Origin of the sequence: Peribacillus psychrosaccharolyticus ATCC 23296, assembly GCF_000305495.1 — a bacterium.
In the GTDB taxonomy this organism is placed as follows: Bacteria; Bacillota; Bacilli; order Bacillales; family DSM-1321; genus Peribacillus; species Peribacillus psychrosaccharolyticus.
Map to the genome: position 1 here is coordinate 1 of NZ_AJTN02000198.1, position 16,848 is coordinate 16,848.

The following is a 16,848-nucleotide window of genomic DNA, read 5'->3' on the forward strand; positions in this document are numbered from 1 at the left end:
GCCAGTGAAGCTGACAATAAGCTTCACTGGCTTTTCTTTTCCTATTTTTTGAATTATTATGAATATAACGATAAAACTAATTTGTGAGGAGAGTGAATAGGATGACACTTGCGCTAGTACCGGCCCTAGAAGCAGACAAACCCATTTTAGCTAACCTGTATTCTCTCTATTTACATGATTTATCAGCGTATACGGAGAGACTCACAATCCACTCAGATGGTTCATTTGTTTTTGATGACCTGGATTATCTTTGGGAAGAAGTTGGAATTTCACCTTTTCTAATTAAGTATGACGATCACTTAATTGGGTTTTTGTTATTGCTAGAAAGACCCTATTTGAAAAAAGAAATAGATTATAGCGTCAATGATATTTTTATTCTTAATTCATACAGAGGAAAAGGACTTGGACTAGAAGTAATTGAAAACTTATTTCAATCTAAGCCGGGCAGCTATTATATTATCGAACTATCAGCAAACAAACCTGCCATCATATTTTGGAAGAAAGTATACCAGAAGCTGAATATTTCATTTAAAGAAGTGGAGGAACATATTGATGAGGATGCTTGTTTAATTCAGACATTTGATGTTGATGAAAGTATCCTGCAACGAAACTAGTCAAACCTCGCGGCATAATCATTTAACCTGAACAAGCCCTCACGGGAAACGATTTACATAGGAATAGAAAATGGTTTTTGTTCGTACGATGCCTTAGTACTTATCGTTTAGTAGTCCTTACTGCTTTATCTGCAATGGCTCGATCATCAAAGGAAATGGTTTTCTCCATGAAAATTTGATAGCGTTCATGACCCTTTCCAGCAATCAAAACGGTATCCTTTACTGAGGCTAGTTGGATTGCCTTGTTAATGGCTTCTTCACGGTTAAGTATCGTCTCATAGGAGCCTGTTTGTTGAAGCCCTTTTTCAATATCTCGAACAATTGATAGAGGGTCTTCAGTGCGAGGGTTGTCAGAGGTTATAATGACATAATCACTCATTCTCCCTGCAATTTCACCCATAAGTGGCCTTTTGATTATGTCACGATCACCGCCGCAGCCGAAAACGGTGATGATTCTTCCCTCAGAAAACTCTTTAATCGAAGAGAGAACGTTTTCTAAAGCATCAGGGGTGTGGGCGAAATCTACTAAAATTAAAAAATCTTGTCCTGCGTCTACAATATCCATTCTGCCATCAATGCTTTGTAGTGCAGCCAGACTCTTTTGAATCTGTTCAAGAGGGATGCCTTCGACTAATGCACAGGCAATGGCTGCTAATGCGTTATAAACATTAAAGCGGCCCACCAACGGAATGCTAATATCAATCGTTCCTTTAAAACAAGTGAGTAAGAAATGAATTCCATGTGAATCAGCTGAAATTTGGCTTGCACTAACATCAGCTTCATTCTTTATTCCATAAGTAATAATTTCCGAGGAAGGTAATTTCCGATAATAGGAGAATGAAGCATCATCACTGTTTATTATGGCGTATTGCTTCTTGTCGGAATGAAAGGTATTTCCCAGTCGGGAGAATAATAATCCTTTTGCATTTCTGTAGTCTTCGAAACTTGTATGATAGTCCAAGTGATCGGGAGTGAGATTAGTGAAAATAGCATTTTTAAACTGACAGCCTGTAACTCGTCCCATATCCAGTCCTTGAGAAGAAACCTCCATAAAACAATAGTCTGCTTTTGCATCTCTCATTTTACGTAAATTTCTTTGAAGACTGGGTGGTTCCTGTGTATTGATATCTGTTGGATAAAGCTGACCATTTATTTTGACGCCGTTATTGCCCATAAGCCCTGTTTTAAATCCAGCATCTGCAAAGATTTTTTCCATCATGTATGAAGTCGTGGTTTTTCCATTAGTACCTGTAATTCCAATCAAATTCATTTCATGAGAAGGACACCCATAAAAATGGGCGGCAATGACGGCCATTGCTGAACGAGTGTCCTTAACAATGATTTGTGGAATACCTAAGGGAAGCTCGCACTGTACAAGAAGTGCTGCTGCTCCATTTTCAATAGCATCTGCCGCAAAAAGATGTCGATCCCGAAGAAACCCGTCTATACTTGGCACACAAATAAACAAATTTCCTTTTTTTATTTTTCTGGAATCCATTTCTAAACCGGTAATCTCAACCGTTAATTCTCCAATCGTTTGAACAATTGTAAACAGCTCTGCTATTTCAGTGAGTTTCATGTATTTTCCTTCAACTGGAAAAATAAAAATGATTTATTAACTATGATATAACAAATAGTGGATAAAAAACAGAAAAATTCAGCTAGATTACTAGAAGGGAGATGAGGTAAAATGGGACTGTTTTTCGAAGAGAGACCAAAAGTTAAAAGTAAGAAAGCAGTTATCGTACTAAAGTGTTTGATCTATATTGGCTTGATCGTTGTGGTAGTCCGCTCACTATTCATGGGATTTACCTTTAAAGATTTTAGTGTCGTTTTTTTACTGTTTGGATTAGTTTCCCTGATAGATGGAGTGGAAGGGTACTTGCATAAACAAAAACGAAAATACTATCTTTTTGACCTTGGACTTGCCTTCATGTACTTCCTGATGTATGTCCAGTATCAATATTTTAGTTAGAAGAGGGATTTAGAGATGAGACAAATTATTGCTATGGGCGGCGGAGGGTTCTCAATGGAACCTGAGAACTTGCTGCTGGATACCTATATACTCAATCAAAGTCATAAAGAACAACCAAGTGTTTGTTTTGTACCGACAGCAAGTGGGGATCAAGAGCTCTATATTAAGCGGTTTTATCAATCCTTTACAGAATTGAAATGTCTACCCTCACATCTATCCTTATTTGAACCAAACTTCACAGACTTAGAGCGATACATACTGGAGAAGGATATTATCTCTGTAGGCGGCGGGAATACACGAAATATGCTGGTATTGTGGAAAGAATGGGGAGTAGATGACATCCTAAAAAAAGCGTATCAAAACGGAACTGTACTTGCGGGACTGAGTGCTGGATCTATTTGTTGGTTTGAAGAAGGACTAACAGACCCCCTAAATGGCCCCCTTTATAAAATCAACGGATTAGGTTTTCTCCATGGGAGCCATTGCCCACATTATGATGGCGAGGAGAAAAGGCGATTTTCATACCAAAGGATGCTCACTACAAAAGAAATTAGTGCAGGATATGCTGTGGATGATGGTGCGGCCTTACACTTTATCGACGAAAAGGTAAGCAAAACGATATCCTCGAGACCAGAGGCAAAAGCGTATTATCTTATTAATGAGAACGGTAGAGTTGTGGAAGAAGCAATGGATGCCTTTTATTTAGGAAATTCACTTTAAGCAATACGATTATCTAGGATAGACAGGGAATTTTATAGCTCTATCCACAGCCATTTTTTTATAAGAACATGGTCCCATTATTATGTTGTTGCTCCATTTTTTCGCTGGCTGTGGTATATTTAAACTACCTAACTAGAGAGGTAAGTGTGGTTAGTATTATTTTCCATCCAATACATAGACATTCATTTCCTTTACGGTATAGTGTAAAGGAGTGATTTTTTATTTTAATAATAGTCAGGTACATATTATAGGAGTGATGTTAGTGTTACGAGCAGCAATCCCCAATGCCTTTACATTAAGTAATTTATTATGTGGATTTCTTTCCATCTTGTTTGCAGCCAACGGCGATTATAGAAACGCTGGGATATTGGTGTTAATCGGGATGATGTTAGATAGTATGGATGGACGAATTGCCAGGATGTTAAAAGTTCAATCTGAAATGGGTAAAGAACTTGATTCACTTGCAGATATAGTGACGTTTGGTGTAGCTCCAGCAGTATTAGTGTATTACTATTCCTTCGCCATCTATGGGCTTACCGGCATGATCGTTGCTGGATTATTCCCGCTGTTTGGTGCTTATCGTCTTGCCAGATTCAATATTAATGCCTCAAAGTCATCCATGAATTATTTCCGCGGCGTTCCGATTACAGCTGCTGGCGGTATTTTGACCTTATTAACACTGATTCACGACTGGATTCCAAATATCGTGATTAGTGTTTCATTTACGGCACTTTGTTTTCTGATGGTGAGCCGCATTCGAATACCTAGTCTTAAATCTATTCCTTTACCAAAGTATGGTACTATTGTTACGGTCTTTTTAGGGATCATCATTTTCATCATCTTTAAAACGAAACACCAGGAGTTTCCTTACTTTATTTACATCGCCATTCCATTATATATTGCATATATTAGTTATCAATTTATGAAAAATAAACACTTAAAGCAGGACAAACTGAACTAGGCGGGGAAAATCCCTGCTTAGTTTTTTTTAGTTTATTTACTGCAGCAGCTCATTTTTTGTTTTTAGAGGGTTTTGTACGAAATATGTTGAATCATAAGAGTATGAGAGGGAGGGATTATTCTGACGGAAAAGATGGTCACATTCGAGGGTCGTATAAAGGAACTCGGGGAATTAAGGTTAGTTGGATTGCGTGTTTTAAGGACTGGAAATGAGTATCTAAGAGACATTCAAAAAACAGCTAAGACTTTAAACATTCGAATGAAAGACATTCAACAAATCCTCCATCCTGAAAATCAAATTGGCGCTTTTATTGTCGAAGAAACGTGTGCTGATCAAGATGAGTATTATGTTTGCGTCCAAGTAGAAGACTTCCATCAAGTACCTAAAGACATGATCACATTAACCATACCTTCACAAAGGTACGCCGTTTTAATCCATGAAGGATTAAACAATCAGATTAAGAAATCATATGAGATTATTCATATATGGATTGAAAATCATGGCTATAAAACATTAAAAAACAAATGGCACCTAGAGTGGTTTACCTATTAAGGGGGATAACTAGAAACTCGAATTATACCCCACTAGACGGAATTATGTGGTGCCGTGACTAGAATGCCGTTTTACTTCAGTTAGTCTCAGATAAATAAGTAGACACAGTAAGCCCATACAACCAAATATCGAAGACATCACCGCAGCTGGCAGCCACGTACTTATCAAAATGAAAATACCTGCAGTGCTAATGCCGATAAATGAAAATAATGAATAGGCCGCCATATAAGTGCTTCGTGCGTGATCAGGAACGAGATCAGCTAACAAGGTCTGTTTTGCAGGTAAGTAAATCATTTCACCTAACGTTGCTATAAACATCGCAGCGATTAATAAAAGAGGTACATCATTTAAACTGATCATTATATATCCTAAGAAATAGAGACTGACGCCTAGTAATATAACAAATCGGTCATTATATTTTTTTACAAAATAAGAAATGACAATGGTGAAGAGGACGATTAAAAGTGTGTTTTCAGATTTTAGTATTCCAACTAAATTGATTCCATCTGCTTTAAAGAATAAAAAGGCTTGCGGCTCCTGTATGTTGTTCGTTAAGCGGATAGCCATATAATTCGTCAATTGTTCTTCCATCGAGATGAGAAGTAAATTAGCTACAATAAAGGCTGTAAATGACTTATGTTTGAGGACCTGACTATATCCTTTTAAAAAGGTGTTACGCTTTTTAGGTATATTCTCAGGCGGTATAGGCGTATAGGTTTCTTTAATACAGCTTATTGTAATGACTAGAGAAATAAATAAGCATAAAGCGATTCCTATATATAAGATGAAATGGTGGTTGAAAAACAGAAATGCACCAATAATGCCGCCTATTGAGATAGCTAAGTTTCGCAGCCAATAAGAGTAGGTGTAAATAGATCGTCTATTATCTGGGCTGCTGACATCTATTAGAAGAGCTTGATAGGCTGGTTCAGCGGCACCGCTAAAAAAGTATATGACCATAAATAAGAAGAACGTAACATATGGCATAGTAAACAAAGGAGAATTAACAAGGGCTACACAGGCAAACCCATAACTCACGATCGTTTCAGATAAAACAATGACTTTTTTTCGGCCGACGTGATCAGCTGCATATCCACCTGTAAGAGAGCCAATCATACTTGCTGTTAAAACAAATATAAACATGAAACCTGTTATAAAGATTCCTACTGTTTTGGAGAAATAAATAATAATATAAGGCAATACGGTCATAGTGGACAGCGTCGTTAGAAATTGCAATAAGAGTCTGATCTGAATGGTTTTGTTAAAGGTAAAAAAATTCATAATTCCCTCCTTGGTTTATGATTGATTAATCAATCACTCGTGAGTTGAAAAAAACCGAACCTTAATTTAGCTTCGGTCCGAAAAGCTGTATCGCAAAAGGTACGAAATTTTGCCACATAGTACTTTGTGGTTCATCTGTAAGGTTTAAACGCAGCCCCATTAATAAACTAATATAGGAAATCGCTGTATAGGCAGGATCTTGGATTTTTAACAGCCCTAGTTTTTGACCGTTCTTCACAAGGATAATCAGTTTTTCCTTAAGTTTTGCATGGAAATCATCTAGTTCTTCAAAGGTGCTTTTATGATGTTTGTTTTGGGCAATGACAAAGACAACTAAGTTTAGATAATTACTGAGTCCTGCAAAAACATCAATATGATCTGTAATCATTTTTTTAAGTTCGTTCATGAAATCTTCTGCATCAGGATTAAAATTAAGAAGCTGTTGTGAGTAGGTCTGTAAGGGTTCAATAACAGCAGAATGGAAAAGATGCTCTTTGTTGTCAAAGTAGGTAAAGACGCTGCCAAAACTAACACCAGCAGATTTTGCAATGTTCTGAACAGTCGTTCCCTGATAACCTTTTTCAGAAAAAAGAATAATCGCGGTTTCTAAAATACTGTTGCGTTTAAGTTTCATATTCAACAATTGTTCATCAGATAGTCCCATCATACATCTCCTTATCAATGATTAATCAATCAATCGTTTATATAATTACATAATAAACGAAAATGGAATAATTGTACATATATTTACATTTTTAAAAGGCTTTGTTTTATATTAAGTGAAAATTCTGTATAATAGTATGGGGGTGTTTTATATCCTGGTTTTAGGAGGCGGGGGAGTTTGGAGTTTCGTTCTAAAATAGACAAATATTTTATCGTGACTATATCCATTGCTTGTTTAGTGATACTGGCTGTATTTATCATTCCACTCAGTTTAGACGATGATAAAACCATTACTGACATAATTGTTGTCCTAGCGCTATGTACTTTATCCGTTGGGTTTATTTTGTGGACTTCATTTTCTATTAAATATGTTTTCTACCCAGACCATTTATTGGTTAAAGGCGGACTCTTTAACAGTCGCATTCCCTATGACAAAATAACAAGAATATCACCTCTAAAAGAAATTTTTACAGGTTATCAACTGTTATCATCAAAAGACGGGATTGAACTATTTTATACCTCGGCAACTCTAGGTAGTGTAAAAATCTCACCTAAAGATAGTGAGGCTTTTATTACTGAAATAAAGAGGCATTGTCCGACCGTCCTGATTGAAATATGAGAAGACGTTTACGTTTACCGATTGTCTAAGAGGGAAGTATATAGATATAGACATTACAAGGAGGTAATATTTTATGGCTTCAAATAAATTACTAGGTGTTGCAGCATTAGGCGCAGCGGCTTACTTCATGCGTAACAAAGAAACTCGCGAAAAAACAATCAACCAAATAAAATCATATGTAGATCCACAGACAGTTGAAAAGGTAAAAAATACGTTTCAAAACATGACTAAATCAACGACTACTGACTCAGTGGTAACTGAAAAAGAACTACCTGAAAAATCACCTACCTATTAATAAATAGAAGGTACGAAACGCTTGGAGAAATCCAAGCGTTTTTTGTATTTCCTATTAAAAATGTAAGAAATAGGTCGATATTAAGATGTGGATAGTCTTTTGGACTAGCGAAGGAGTAAAGATGCAGCATTTAAAAATTAAAATATAGACGTCGTTGAGTAATGTGCTTGAATTCCTTAGAACATTTTTATTCTTACACAGAAGTAACGAACATGTTTACAAAGGAATACAGTACTTTTTTACTTAGCGATTATAGGAGAACTCTTAGAAGGATATTCCAACAGTAGACATCATCAAAAGGGAGAGTTACTTTGAATGTATAACAAAATAGAATCTTTAAGTAGTTTGGTTTCCTTGGTTCCTATGATAAAAAAAGCCGTACCAGCTGACTTGTCCATCGCGATATGTAATTTAGAGAAATTTATTGCCTATTTTCCTGGTGAAACAATAAATTTAAACATTCGTGTTAACCAGCCATTAAACCCAGAAGAGCCGCTTTCTCTAGCTTTACGGGAGAATAAAACATTGAAGGAAAATGTGCCGGCTGATTTTTATGGTTTTGAATTCACTGGAACGGCGGCCCCTTTACATAATAATAGTGGTGAGATGATTGGTGGAATCGCTGTTCAATTACTTAGACAGACGGAATTAAGAACGATTGCAGACCAAATTTCTGAGTCACTCTTACAAGCTAATGAACAAATACATAGTGTTAGAGATGGATCCAAATCATTAGCTGATTTTTCGCAGCAACTCTTACTTCAATCTCACAACGCTGGTGAGGATGTAGAGAAATCTACTGAAGTACTCTCGATCATTAAAAGGGTTGCTGATCATACCAATTTACTCGGTTTAAATGCAGCAATTGAGGCGGCACGTGCTGGAGAAAAGGGAAGAGGATTGAAGTGGTAGCCAACGAAATTCGGAAGTTCTCAAGGGAGACGGTAGCTTCCACGCAAACAATTAATGAAACAATGAATGATATCAAAGAAGTAACCCATTTAATGGGGACCTCAATACAAAAAAATTGCTAATATTGGACAAGCGCAGGCTGTTTCTATTTCTCAAACATCTGCTTTTATCGAGGAAATTCAAGAACTGGCAAAAAAACTCACACAATTTGCTAATAAATTATAAATAGAATACAGCTCCAAAAGGTTTAGAATAATTTGGGGAAATAAAAAGAACTCATTTTGAACAAAAAATGTTCAAAATGAGTTCTTTTATATGTTTTAGGATGAAGAATTTACGCCTTTGGCAGTGCTTGTCTCGCATGCATCTTTTTCATGACAAATCGTGCTATGGGTTGTGCGATTAAAAGTTCAATCCAAAATGCTACGCCAAAATTTCTTGGCCAAATATGAAAGAAGTTTGTAAAGGGTTCTAAGTTTACTTCACCTGTACCGACCCATGTACCTATTATAGATAGACAGATTGATAATACCGTAACATTCAGGAGTGTGTTTAATAAAATTCTAGCATTAAATCCATCCGTTTTACCGACGAATTTAGGCAGGACTTTACCAACGATTGGTCCCGAAACCAACCTTACTAACAAAACAACAATAACCCACATAAATGGAATAATCTTTAATGTGTCTAGATAGACATCTTTGCTAAACCCACGTTCTAATCCAACAATCATAGGCGCAATGGTGTTTACTGAAATGATCGAAATAATTAATAAAAATATGATGCCTTCTTTTGCATTTTGCGGAAGTCTAGCTTCTTTGTGCATGTTTGTCATCTCCATAAATTAATATTTCAGATGGCAGACGTTCGTAATTAGCACGAAAAAAAGTGAGACCCATTTCAGATGGCCTCACTTTGTCGCTGCACACTGCTGTGCTAATTATATCACTTGAGAGTGAAAAAGTCATTACTACTCATAGATAATTCATCCAGCAGTCTCAGTCTTTTTATCCTTCAATTTCCTTTAAATGGTCACTATATTAACAGCATCCCCCGGAGGTGCTATTACATACACCGGTCTCCGGCAGGCTTAATTCAACACGATTTGCACTTGCTTCATCTCCGGCTAAAAAGGCAGTAATCGAGCGAACTTGTTCATAACCAGTGGCCATTAAGAACGTTGGAGCACGACCGTAACTTTTTGCACCTACAATATAAAATCCTTTTTCTGGCTGACGTAAAACTGCTTCACCGTGCGCATCTACTGTCCCGCAGCTATGTTCATTTGGATCGATGAGTGGAGCTAGTGCTGCCACACTTTCTGTTGTCGGATCAATAGCTAAACGAAGCTCTCCGTTAATCGTATAATCAGGGCGGCTGCCTGTATTAACGATTAAGCGATTAAAACCTTCTAAAACATGTTTTTGGTCTTGCTGGGTACCAATAATAGAAAGTTTATCTTTTCCTTCTACAGAGGAAGTAAAGAAGTCCGTGACAACATGAATGTCCTCATCATCTCCAAGTTGATGAATACGGGAGCCGAGTGCTCCACGTGCAGCAAGTTCATCATTTTGCTCCCCGCCATACGCCATTTCTACACGTTTTTTCCGTAAAATCCATGTAATGTCCGTATCAGGGAATTTATCTTTCAATTCAGCTAGATTAAGTAAAGAATTAATGGCTGAATGCCCGCTCCCGATAACGGCGATTTTTTATTTGCGTAAAGAGAAGGAGATGCAGTCACATTTGGAATATGGTAATCAATGTTTTCAGATAAGGCTTGTTCAGAAGGAAGCCATACACCATTTCCTTGTGCAGGATTTGGATTTCCCCATGTACCGGTTGCATCTAAGACTGCACGCGCTTCAACTATTTTGATTTCTCCTTTTTCTTTGATATAAAGGAGAAAGGACTGCTCGTTACGATCTTTTGACTTCATTTTATCATTGTATTTTCGTGTGATGGCTATAACTTGATGATTAAGATGAATAGAAGGCTTTAATTGTTCGAGCTCGGCTAATGGTTGTAAATAAGTATCAATTAATTCTTGTCCTGTTGGGATGAGTTCTCCATTTGGTTCTTGCCAGTCTGCTTGTTGCAGCAAGTCTTTCGCAGATGAATCAATGTTATATTGCCAAGGAGAAAATAAAGTGACATGCCCCCATGTACGAATGTTTCCACCGACTTCTTCACATCCTTCGAAAAGGATAAAGGGTTGTTTTCGTACGGCAAGATGTGCAGCGGCAGCTAACCCAATAGGTCCAGCTCCAATAATAGCTACCGGCAGGGAAGATTCAGGTGTACAACAATTTGTTGAAGGATCACAACAAGTCTGTTGATTTAAGATCTTAAATGTTTTCATAAAATGTGCCTCCATAAATAAGAATTTACTTATATAGTTGCGAAAAAATTAGGCTGCGCTTATTTAGCAGCTTTTTTGTTGATAGCCTAGTAATACTAATCCCATTTCGCCATTTTCTTCTTCGGCATGAATGGTTACTCCGGTGAGCTGATCTTTAACCTGGGGATCAATAGCGACTTTTAGTCCATCGATGGTTAGGATTTCATCAGTTTTCTGTGCTTCATCTAATCCAACACCGAGATTTACTCCGCAACAACCGGAAATACCATAGAATCGGAGGGTCTTAGCCTCTGACGCTTCCATGACTTGTGTTAAATAGTTCTTTCCATCAAATGAAAATTCCATTATCCTTGCTCCTTTGCAAATTGTTCAATACGAGAACCGATTGCATCTCGCACATTTTGGAATACTTTCCACTTTTCTTCTTCTGTTCCTGCTGCTTTTGCTGGGTCATCAAATCCCCAATGCTCACGCTTCACGTGTGGAGGGGTTAGTGGACAATGCTCATCGGCATGTCCACAGAGTGTGACAACAAGCGTAGCCGTATTTAAAATGTTTGGGTCAATGATATTCGACGTATGCGATGTGATATCAATGTTGACCTCATGCATTGCTTTTACAGCATTCGGATTTAATCCATGAGCCTCAAGTCCAGCACTCCTGACGTCCCAATTCTCAGACAAGAGCTTCTTAGCCCATCCTTCAGCCATCTGACTTCGGCATGAGTTACCGGTGCATAAAAAATAAATGGTATTTGCCATAATCAATCTCCTTATATCTAATCGCTTTAACGAATTTAAATTCACACAATCTTCCTACTGCTGTCAGAAGACAAATATAGAGTATTAACTAACTTATTCACATTCAGTTGTACACTGGCAAGTACTTTTGTTCTCCAACTGTGACAGAATGGCCTGCATGACAGGGGTTTGGTCCTCTACTAAACGATAGTGCTTCCAGGTCCCTACTTTACGGGCTGTAATAATACCGGATTCTTCAAGCTTCTTCAACTGCTGACTAACCGCAGGCTGCGATAAACCAAGTACATCGACTAAATCACATACACATACTTCGCCATTTTTTAAACAAGAAAGAAGGGTTAATCGATTTGCATCTGCAACTGCTTTTAATTGTTTTTCCAGTAAAAGAAAATCCATTACAACACCTCTTTATATTTATATATAAGAATATACTTATATTATGACTATTCCATTCGAATTGCAACTAAATAGGATGAAAGTTTTTGTTGAGCCTGCTTTACTCTTTCACAACTCTTATCCATTAGCCTTTAACATGACAAGTCATGAGCCCAATCAGGGGGACACGCCATTCCTTTTTCTTTTGAATAGTAGTGGGATTCAAAAGAAAAAGGAGGTATTAGCGAAACCAGATAGGGAAGAATAACGGAGAGTCTGGTTGCTTATATAAGAGGAGGAATAAATATTGAACAATCGTTTTGAAGATAAAGTCGTGCTGATTACAGGTGGCGGTTCCGGGTTGGGGCAGGCGTCCGCTCTTCAGGTGGCAAAAGAGGGCGCGAAGCTTGCCTTGGTAGATGTGAAAAGAGAGGGCTTGGAGACAACAGAAAAAATGATTCGGGAAGCTGTGCCAGAGGCCGAAGTACTCTTAATTACGGCGGACGTGTCAAAAGAAGATGTATAGAACTATGTCAATCAAACGGTGGATAAGTTTGGCCGAATCGACGGTTTTTTCAATAATGCGGGCATTGAGGGTAAACAGAATCTGACAGAGGAGTAGTCGATGAGTTTCGCAGAGTCGTTGGCGTCAACTTGAACGGTGTTTTCTTTGGAATGAAATACGTTCTGGAAGTCATGAAAAAGCAAAAACTAGGCACAATCGTCAATACAGCATCTGTCGGTGGAATCCGCGGCGTGGGTAACCAGTCTGGCTATGCGGCAAGCAAGCACGGTGTTGTCGGACTGACACGCAACTCCGGAATCGAGTATGGTCAGTATGGAATCAGCATTAAGGCGATTGCACCAGGGGCGATCATGACGCCGATGGTAGAAGCATCTTTGAAACAAATGGGCGGTGACCAATGGGAGGAAGCCGGTAAAGAATTCGTCAGCGTCAATCCAATGAAGAGGTTTGGAAAACCGGAAGAAGTGCATACTTGGTCGCCTTCCTGCTTTCAGAACAAGCAGGCTTCATCAATGCCGCCGTCATTCCAATCGACAGGCGACAATCTTACAAATATTAAGGGTGTTTGAATACAATTAAAAGAGCCCTAAATGGTTCTTTTTTTCATTCTCCGAACGAAGAAGCCAGGCCACCCCTCAGCATTAAAATCGATTTCACTACAAATGTACGTTATAATGAATGGAATGCTCACCATAAAGGAGGTGGCTTTTTAGTGTTTAATCGATTAACCAAAAAAACAAAGATAGCTATGCTAGGCTCCTTGTTATATGTAATTTTACCGACGGATTTCATCCCGGATTTTATTATTGGTTTTGGACAAGTTGATGATGCAGCTGTACTGCTATATCTAGGTAAATGTTTATACAACGATTTAGCTGGCAAAAAATATCGAGATAGCGTTATAAAAGGATAGTAGATAGATAGAATACGATAAACGTAATGTGTTCAAGTGAACACTTGCGTTTTTTTTGTATTCGCTAGTGTTTAGGGAATATATTTTGATCAAAGAGTTCGATAGAATCTGATAATTGAGCCCTTTTTTATCTTATTCGTCATAAGGGAACTCATAACTAAATGGATTAGTCTTCTTTAGTGTAAGGTTAAAAAATTCTTTAGTTATTTACCCAACTAACATAATTGTGGGTTTTTTTCATACTATAATTTTGAGGTGAAAAAAATGCCAAGAGTAAAATACCGAGATTCAGATGTTGATTTAATGGCAAGGATGATGAGAGCGGAAGCCGAAGGGGAAGGGAAACAAGGGATGTTATATGTTGGAAATGTAATTGTGAATCGAGTAATAGCAGATTGTTTAGACTTTAAAAATGTAAGAACCGTACCACAGGCTATTTACCAAGTACAAGGTGGGAATTATTCCTTTGAAGCGGTTCAAAAAGGGAATGTATTTTATAACAGAGCGAGATCGGCTGAAAAACGATTAGCAAAACAGGCTTTGGATTATTGGAGAGAACATCCTGGGAAATACGCTCTTTGGTACTTTAATCCTTCTGGAGAATGCCCGCCGACATGGTACAATCAGCCATTAACTGGTCAATATAAGCAACATTGTTTTTATGAACCAATTGGAGGAACATGTGATAGCGTTTATTAATGTCTTATTTTTGATTGGGCATCCGGAACAAGATGACCTCATGATTATTTAGAGGTCATCATTTTTTATTTACCAATATCTTGCATTACAATATACTGCAGGTTATTATTGAATCAGTACCTTGCAATGCAAGAGTAAGGAGGAGGTGTACACTTTTTGTCTACAACGCAAATGTTAAAGGGGATTATCGATGGATGTATCTTAGCCATCATTCATGAAAAAGAAATTTATGGGTATGAACTAGCAGAGAAACTGGAGCAATATGGCTTCGATTCTTTTAGTGAAGGGACGATTTATCCGCTCCTTTTACGGATGCAAAAAGAAGAATTGATTGTTTCAACCTTGAAAAAATCAACTGCAGGTCCGAAACGAAAGTATTATTCACTGACTCAAAAAGGCGAAGAGGAATTGCAGCAATTTATCAGCAGATGGAGTAAGCTCCAAAGCTCGGTAAACTCCGTGCTGCCTTTAAAATGAAAAAACGATAAGAAGGGGATGAATGATGGTGGATTTATCAAGAAAAAGTCAGTCGTTTTTAGAAAATTTACGGCTTTATTTAATTTCCAGCGGGAAAGAAGAAAAGGAAATACATTCAATTGTTGAAGAATTAGAAGATCATTTAATAGAGGCTGAAGCAAGAGGGAAAACCGTCGATCATATTGTGGGTGACTCACCCAAAGAATATATGAAACAGTTATCGAATGAAATGAATACAAATACGAGCAGCTTGTTTAAAGTAATCATGATTATTCTATTTGGTGCACTGTCCTTTTCAATTTTAACGAATGCAGGTAAAGACGAACTTTCCTACTCCTTGTTAGAAATGATTGGAACAGTGGCTGTGAGTTTAGTATTGATCCTTTCAATCGGTAGCGTATTTAAATACATGGCTGCAGCTAATCTATCAAAAAGGAAAGAATATGCACTTTATTATTTGATGGGCATGCTGCCAATCGTTTTATTCGTAGGATTAATTTATTTAAATCGTCTCATAGAGACACCAATATTCACGTTTGGTCGCTATGGAACGATGATCGCTGTAATCGTGACGCTTGGCTTTTTAATTGGCCTTTCATTCTGGTCCAAAACATGGGTCGTACTCATTATGTTAGCTTTACTCGTTTTGCCGGATTATTTGTTAACGTTCATCGATGTTCAACCTAGTACAGAAGTAGTCCTATCAAGCAGCATTACGTTTGGTGGAATAGCAATTTATTTACTTCTGACTCATCGAATGACCAAACAACAAAGTAATTAGCAGGTTCAACTTAATAGGATGCTAAATAAAGGCAGCCAATCGGGTGCCTTTTTGTGTTTTCTTTAAAATTTCGAGACCAAGCGTATTTAATCGACACATTACGGCAGGAACTATTCAGGTTGATAGAGAATTTATTCGTTAGGAAGAAAGTGGAAAAGGGGAGTGTGTATGTTTTATAGAAGGAAGTTTTATACCGTGAAAAGTGATTTTGTTGAAGTGTTTAATAAGCACTTTAACCACACAAACTTACCTAGTCAATTAAAATACGGTTCTCGATTAATAGGCCGATGGATGAAAGAGAATAAGGATCATACCGTAGAGATATTTGCTATTTGGGAATATGACAGTTATGAAGATTATGTAGAAATTGAAAATAAAGTGCGAAGTGATGAGGCTCACGTTAAACGAGTTAGAGATTGGTATGAAAAATACGGCGGAAGAGAGTTTGTATATAAGAAATATATTTTAGAAGTCAGAAATGAACAGTTAGAATCGACTTTGGAAGTGCAATAGAAAAACCCCTATGACGGTGGTGGTTTTATCAACACATACAATCCAACTAAAATACATATTATTGGGTCAGTCGGCAGTGGAAAAACAACCTTAGCGAAAGAATTATCCAAGACGTTTTCTATCCCACTTTATGAAATGGATAATGTTGTTTGGAAAAGAGATAAGTCAGGCGACAGAAGGAGAACTGAAGAAGAAAGAGAAGCGTATTTTACTAGAATACTTCAGACTGATACCTGGATTGTAGAAGGAGTTCACAATGAAGAATGGGTAGCGCCTAGTTTTGAAATGGCGGAAGTCATCATTTTCTTAGATACGAACTATTCAGTCAGAACCTACCGTATTATAAAAAGATTTATCTTACAAAAGCTAAGAATAGAACCATCAAACTATAAACCTACATTAACGATATTTTTCAAAATGTTTAAGTGGAATCGATACTTTGAAGACGTAGGAAAACCTCATTTCTATAAAAAATACGGGATATACAATCACAAGATAGTGGTGGTAACAAAAAAGAAAGAAATTAAAAAGTACTTTAACGAGCAAGCACGATAGAGTCTTGAGGGCAGGGTGTATAGAATGAGGATGTAGGAGATCTCTAAACATTTTAGTCTTAGACAATGACCTTATCTAAATCTTATTCTATATAGGCATCCTGATTTAAATGGAATATGAAAAAGGAGTGAAAGAAAATTGAAAGACACCTTTTATCTCAAGCTAAATGGATATTTACTGCTCACAATCATACCGTTATCTATGCTTGGATATTATTTTGCCGTCCACAATGAATCATTGTTCTTCTTGTATGAATGGCTTCTTGTTGCATTAGTAATAATATTAGCAGGATTT

At 37.4% G+C, this 16,848-nt stretch carries 21 protein-coding genes and 2 pseudogenes; 15 read left to right on the forward strand and 8 right to left on the reverse strand.

Annotated features, from left to right (window positions below):
- Window positions 1-101: 101 nt before the first annotated feature.
- On the forward strand, window positions 102-614 hold the full coding sequence (locus WYK_RS12445; protein WP_040374814.1) for a GNAT family N-acetyltransferase: 513 nt from the start codon (window positions 102-104) through the stop codon (window positions 612-614).
- A 100-nt stretch (window positions 615-714) separates the two neighbouring features.
- Here the strand turns inward: WYK_RS12445 and WYK_RS12450 are convergent, their stop codons facing one another.
- Window positions 715-2,193 carry a UDP-N-acetylmuramoyl-L-alanyl-D-glutamate--2,6-diaminopimelate ligase gene (locus WYK_RS12450; RefSeq protein ID WP_040374815.1) on the reverse strand — a complete coding sequence of 493 codons (1,479 nt, stop codon included), beginning with the start codon at window positions 2,191-2,193 and terminating at the stop codon, window positions 715-717.
- 111 nt (window positions 2,194-2,304) lie between these two features.
- On the opposite strand from WYK_RS12450, the gene WYK_RS12455 reads away from it, so the two are divergent.
- From WYK_RS12455 to WYK_RS12470, 4 genes are all read left to right on the forward strand, one after another.
- Complete coding sequence (locus WYK_RS12455) at window positions 2,305-2,589, forward strand: hypothetical protein (protein WP_040374816.1); 285 nt, start codon at window positions 2,305-2,307, stop codon at window positions 2,587-2,589.
- A 15-nt stretch (window positions 2,590-2,604) separates the two neighbouring features.
- Window positions 2,605-3,309, forward strand: a complete 705-nt coding sequence (locus WYK_RS12460) for a Type 1 glutamine amidotransferase-like domain-containing protein (protein WP_040374817.1) — start codon at window positions 2,605-2,607, stop codon at window positions 3,307-3,309.
- A gap of 256 nt (window positions 3,310-3,565) precedes the next feature.
- Window positions 3,566-4,270, forward strand: a complete 705-nt coding sequence (pssA, locus tag WYK_RS12465) for a CDP-diacylglycerol--serine O-phosphatidyltransferase (RefSeq protein ID WP_040374818.1) — start codon at window positions 3,566-3,568, stop codon at window positions 4,268-4,270.
- A 132-nt stretch (window positions 4,271-4,402) separates the two neighbouring features.
- The gene (locus WYK_RS12470; protein ID WP_051387477.1) at window positions 4,403-4,822 is read left to right on the forward strand and encodes a GyrI-like domain-containing protein; all 420 of its coding nucleotides are present in this window, start codon (window positions 4,403-4,405) and stop codon (window positions 4,820-4,822) included.
- Between the two features lie 42 nt (window positions 4,823-4,864).
- Here WYK_RS12470 and WYK_RS12475 read toward each other — a convergent pair whose 3' ends face one another.
- Together WYK_RS12475 and WYK_RS12480 are read right to left on the reverse strand one after the other, a co-directional pair.
- Window positions 4,865-6,103, reverse strand: coding sequence for an MFS transporter (locus WYK_RS12475; protein ID WP_040374819.1), 1,239 nt, complete (start codon window positions 6,101-6,103; stop codon window positions 4,865-4,867).
- Between the two features lie 61 nt (window positions 6,104-6,164).
- Entirely contained in the window at window positions 6,165-6,767 is a 603-nt protein-coding gene (locus WYK_RS12480) for a TetR/AcrR family transcriptional regulator (protein ID WP_040374820.1), read from the reverse strand.
- A 177-nt stretch (window positions 6,768-6,944) separates the two neighbouring features.
- On the opposite strand from WYK_RS12480, the gene WYK_RS12485 reads away from it, so the two are divergent.
- The 3 genes from WYK_RS12485 to WYK_RS26175 all read left to right on the forward strand — a co-directional run bounded on the left by WYK_RS12485 (window position 6,945) and on the right by WYK_RS26175 (window position 8,592).
- The gene (locus tag WYK_RS12485; protein ID WP_040374821.1) at window positions 6,945-7,385 is read left to right on the forward strand and encodes a PH domain-containing protein; all 441 of its coding nucleotides are present in this window, start codon (window positions 6,945-6,947) and stop codon (window positions 7,383-7,385) included.
- Window positions 7,386-7,458: 73 nt separating this feature from the next.
- Window positions 7,459-7,680 carry a hypothetical protein gene (locus tag WYK_RS25135; RefSeq protein ID WP_040374822.1) on the forward strand — a complete coding sequence of 74 codons (222 nt, stop codon included), beginning with the start codon at window positions 7,459-7,461 and terminating at the stop codon, window positions 7,678-7,680.
- Window positions 7,681-7,995: 315 nt separating this feature from the next.
- The gene (locus WYK_RS26175; protein ID WP_328286287.1) at window positions 7,996-8,592 is read left to right on the forward strand and encodes a methyl-accepting chemotaxis protein; all 597 of its coding nucleotides are present in this window, start codon (window positions 7,996-7,998) and stop codon (window positions 8,590-8,592) included.
- A gap of 334 nt (window positions 8,593-8,926) precedes the next feature.
- Here the strand turns inward: WYK_RS26175 and WYK_RS12500 are convergent, their stop codons facing one another.
- From WYK_RS12500 to WYK_RS12520, 5 genes and pseudogenes are all read right to left on the reverse strand, one after another.
- A complete protein-coding gene (locus tag WYK_RS12500) occupies window positions 8,927-9,418 on the reverse strand; it encodes a hypothetical protein (RefSeq protein WP_040374823.1) in 492 nt (163 codons plus the stop codon).
- A gap of 214 nt (window positions 9,419-9,632) precedes the next feature.
- A pseudogene (locus WYK_RS26335) lies at window positions 9,633-10,954 on the reverse strand (NAD(P)-binding domain-containing protein).
- 63 nt (window positions 10,955-11,017) lie between these two features.
- Window positions 11,018-11,299 (reverse strand): iron-sulfur cluster assembly accessory protein, encoded by a 282-nt coding sequence (locus tag WYK_RS12510; RefSeq protein WP_040374824.1) that lies wholly within the window; start codon window positions 11,297-11,299, stop codon window positions 11,018-11,020.
- Window positions 11,299-11,715: an arsenate reductase (thioredoxin) gene (gene arsC / locus WYK_RS12515; RefSeq protein WP_040374825.1), complete on the reverse strand. Its 417-nt coding sequence runs from the start codon at window positions 11,713-11,715 to the stop codon at window positions 11,299-11,301. Before arsC ends, WYK_RS12510 begins: the two co-directional genes overlap by 1 nt.
- 93 nt (window positions 11,716-11,808) lie before the next feature.
- Window positions 11,809-12,111 (reverse strand): ArsR/SmtB family transcription factor, encoded by a 303-nt coding sequence (locus WYK_RS12520; RefSeq protein WP_040374826.1) that lies wholly within the window; start codon window positions 12,109-12,111, stop codon window positions 11,809-11,811.
- Window positions 12,112-12,397: 286 nt separating this feature from the next.
- Between WYK_RS12520 and WYK_RS12530 the strand changes: the two are divergent.
- From WYK_RS12530 to WYK_RS12560, 7 genes and pseudogenes are all read left to right on the forward strand, one after another.
- Window positions 12,398-13,175, forward strand: a pseudogene (locus tag WYK_RS12530) (SDR family oxidoreductase).
- Window positions 13,176-13,181: 6 nt separating this feature from the next.
- Entirely contained in the window at window positions 13,182-13,529 is a 348-nt protein-coding gene (locus WYK_RS25275) for a YkvA family protein (RefSeq protein ID WP_201647801.1), read from the forward strand.
- A gap of 264 nt (window positions 13,530-13,793) precedes the next feature.
- A complete protein-coding gene (locus WYK_RS12540; RefSeq protein WP_040374829.1) occupies window positions 13,794-14,228 on the forward strand; it encodes a cell wall hydrolase in 435 nt (144 codons plus the stop codon).
- Between the two features lie 156 nt (window positions 14,229-14,384).
- Complete coding sequence (locus WYK_RS12545; RefSeq protein WP_174391505.1) at window positions 14,385-14,705, forward strand: PadR family transcriptional regulator; 321 nt, start codon at window positions 14,385-14,387, stop codon at window positions 14,703-14,705.
- A gap of 22 nt (window positions 14,706-14,727) precedes the next feature.
- A complete protein-coding gene (locus WYK_RS12550) occupies window positions 14,728-15,486 on the forward strand; it encodes an HAAS domain-containing protein (RefSeq protein ID WP_152526469.1) in 759 nt (252 codons plus the stop codon).
- Between the two features lie 168 nt (window positions 15,487-15,654).
- Window positions 15,655-15,999: an NIPSNAP family protein gene (locus WYK_RS12555; RefSeq protein ID WP_040374831.1), complete on the forward strand. Its 345-nt coding sequence runs from the start codon at window positions 15,655-15,657 to the stop codon at window positions 15,997-15,999.
- A gap of 60 nt (window positions 16,000-16,059) precedes the next feature.
- Entirely contained in the window at window positions 16,060-16,554 is a 495-nt protein-coding gene (locus WYK_RS12560; RefSeq protein WP_407951466.1) for a shikimate kinase, read from the forward strand.
- Window positions 16,555-16,848 lie beyond the last annotated feature (294 nt).

Excerpts from the sequence above, each read along its gene's own strand:
- WYK_RS12480 (WP_040374820.1), bottom strand. The coding sequence starts at position 6,767 with ATGGGACTATCTGATGAACAATTGTTGAATATGAAACTTAAACGCAAC.
- WYK_RS26175 (WP_328286287.1), top strand. The coding sequence starts at position 7,996 with ATGTATAACAAAATAGAATCTTTAAGTAGTTTGGTTTCCTTGGTTCCT.
- WYK_RS12540 (WP_040374829.1), top strand. The coding sequence starts at position 13,794 with ATGCCAAGAGTAAAATACCGAGATTCAGATGTTGATTTAATGGCAAGG.
- WYK_RS12445 (WP_040374814.1), top strand. The coding sequence starts at position 102 with ATGACACTTGCGCTAGTACCGGCCCTAGAAGCAGACAAACCCATTTTA.
- WYK_RS12500 (WP_040374823.1), bottom strand. The coding sequence starts at position 9,418 with ATGCACAAAGAAGCTAGACTTCCGCAAAATGCAAAAGAAGGCATCATA.
- WYK_RS25135 (WP_040374822.1), top strand. The coding sequence starts at position 7,459 with ATGGCTTCAAATAAATTACTAGGTGTTGCAGCATTAGGCGCAGCGGCT.
- WYK_RS12475 (WP_040374819.1), bottom strand. The coding sequence starts at position 6,103 with ATGAATTTTTTTACCTTTAACAAAACCATTCAGATCAGACTCTTATTG.
- WYK_RS12555 (WP_040374831.1), top strand. The coding sequence starts at position 15,655 with ATGTTTTATAGAAGGAAGTTTTATACCGTGAAAAGTGATTTTGTTGAA.
- WYK_RS12455 (WP_040374816.1), top strand. The coding sequence starts at position 2,305 with ATGGGACTGTTTTTCGAAGAGAGACCAAAAGTTAAAAGTAAGAAAGCA.
- WYK_RS12520 (WP_040374826.1), bottom strand. The coding sequence starts at position 12,111 with ATGGATTTTCTTTTACTGGAAAAACAATTAAAAGCAGTTGCAGATGCA.
- WYK_RS12470 (WP_051387477.1), top strand. The coding sequence starts at position 4,403 with ATGGTCACATTCGAGGGTCGTATAAAGGAACTCGGGGAATTAAGGTTA.
- pssA (WP_040374818.1), top strand. The coding sequence starts at position 3,566 with ATGTTAGTGTTACGAGCAGCAATCCCCAATGCCTTTACATTAAGTAAT.
- WYK_RS12460 (WP_040374817.1), top strand. The coding sequence starts at position 2,605 with ATGAGACAAATTATTGCTATGGGCGGCGGAGGGTTCTCAATGGAACCT.
- WYK_RS12550 (WP_152526469.1), top strand. The coding sequence starts at position 14,728 with ATGATGGTGGATTTATCAAGAAAAAGTCAGTCGTTTTTAGAAAATTTA.
- WYK_RS12510 (WP_040374824.1), bottom strand. The coding sequence starts at position 11,299 with ATGGAATTTTCATTTGATGGAAAGAACTATTTAACACAAGTCATGGAA.
- WYK_RS12450 (WP_040374815.1), bottom strand. The coding sequence starts at position 2,193 with ATGAAACTCACTGAAATAGCAGAGCTGTTTACAATTGTTCAAACGATT.
- arsC (WP_040374825.1), bottom strand. The coding sequence starts at position 11,715 with ATGGCAAATACCATTTATTTTTTATGCACCGGTAACTCATGCCGAAGT.